1 protein-coding gene and 1 pseudogene are annotated in these 1499 nt (G+C 60.0%); both read left to right on the top strand.

Features of this window, described 5'->3' with window-relative positions:
- Nucleotides 1-778: 778 nt before the first annotated feature.
- Nucleotides 779-1213: pseudogene (locus tag BSZ39_RS15200) on the top strand (SagB/ThcOx family dehydrogenase); the annotation flags it as partial.
- Nucleotides 1210-1461, top strand: a complete 252-nt coding sequence (locus BSZ39_RS12785) for a hypothetical protein (RefSeq protein ID WP_073717674.1) — start codon at nt 1210-1212, stop codon at nt 1459-1461. The pseudogene BSZ39_RS15200 and the gene BSZ39_RS12785, both read left to right, overlap by 4 nt.
- The last annotated feature ends 38 nt before the right edge of the window (nt 1462-1499 follow it).

Raw genomic sequence — 1499 nt, 5'->3', positions numbered from 1 at the left:
ACGACCATGACCGATACCGACACGCCCGCACTAGCAAGCTAAAACCCCAAACGAGAGGAAAACGCCGTTACACCACTACAAGGGACTTGACCGCCACCGTTGACACGCTCGCACCCGTGCGGGCGCGCCAACGGAGTCGGCCTCTGGGGGCGGTACTCGCTCCCAGAGGCCGATGCCCCGGCACATGTGTCGCCGAAGGCTGGCAGAGAACTTAGAGGAGGACATATGCCGGACAGATTCACTCGTGAGACAACGAGCCACGCAGCACAAGACTCCGCGGAGGCAGACAACGGCCCTTGCCTGTCGTCATCTGAGCTGAGGCATCTCGCCATCAACAACGGCTACAAGACTTGGCAGCCGTCCATTCAGTCAACCGGACTACGCTCATCTGAGTTGACACATCGAACCCTGGGGCAGGGGCCGAGTAGCCGAATCGCGGAACAGTACCTACTCGCTTCCCGAATGGTGCGAGGCGACGTGAGAGTACAGATTTCCACACGCCCCTACTTCAACGATGACGGCCTGCGAACAGTCTCACTCATCGGCCAGGAAGATGCTCATCCCGACGATGTGGTTCCTCTTCCGTCTCCACAGGCCATAGACACGACTCTCGGTAGCGCTGTCGCGGGACGACGCAGCCGCCGCTCCTTCGCATCAGAAGAGATGTCCCTCCAGCAGCTCACCGACATCATCGGGCACAGCATCGCTGAAACCGGACGGGCCCGCGTAGAACTCAGCGACGGCGGCCAAGTCCAGTTCCCTCTTCTATGCGGCGGCCAACGGCGGGGGCCTCAGACCGATCGACGCGTACGTACTGCCCCTACGGGTCGAGGGCCTGGCCCCGGTCGTTCACCGGTACGACAAGCGACGTCATGCACTGATACGCACGCCTAATGCTGGCGATGCGGCACGCATCGTTGACACCTGCATCTCCCCACCCGACCAGGATCACCTATCGCGCGCCTCAGCCGTCTTCATTCTTGCTGGTCGCCCGTGGCGGTCGATGCGGAAGTACGGAGCCCGGGGGCTGCGGTTCCTGTTTGTCGAAGCCGGACACGTTGCCGCGTCCATGGGATTGGCCGCATCCGCACTCGAGTTGGGAGCCGTGGAGTGCGGAAGCCTGTGTGACGATGAGGTGCATGACCTTCTCGGCATCGACGGGCTTTTTGAAACCTATATTCATTCCGTCATTGTTGGGAGGAGAACTTCGTGAGCACGCAAGAGAACAGTTTTTATGGCGTCAAGAACCGCTACTCGGTGGTCGTTCATGATGTCAACCGGGTGGAGTTCCGACAGGGGGTCTGGAACCCGACCTCCACTACACTGACCGACGACTCGGAGTCAGGCAAGCTCGTCTCCACCATCGAATTACTCGACGGTAAGCACACCATTGGTGAGATCGCAAAGGGTCAAGTCCCTTGTAGTGGTGTAACGGCGTTTTCCTCTCGTTTGGGGTTTTAGCTTGCTAGTGCGGGCGTGTCGGTATCGGTCATGGTCGT

The organism is Bowdeniella nasicola, assembly GCF_001907295.1.
Lineage (GTDB): Bacteria > Actinomycetota > Actinomycetes > Actinomycetales > Actinomycetaceae > Bowdeniella > Bowdeniella nasicola.
Note: the sequence above shows the minus strand (reverse complement) of the source record. Positions and strands in the feature narration are given on the sequence as shown.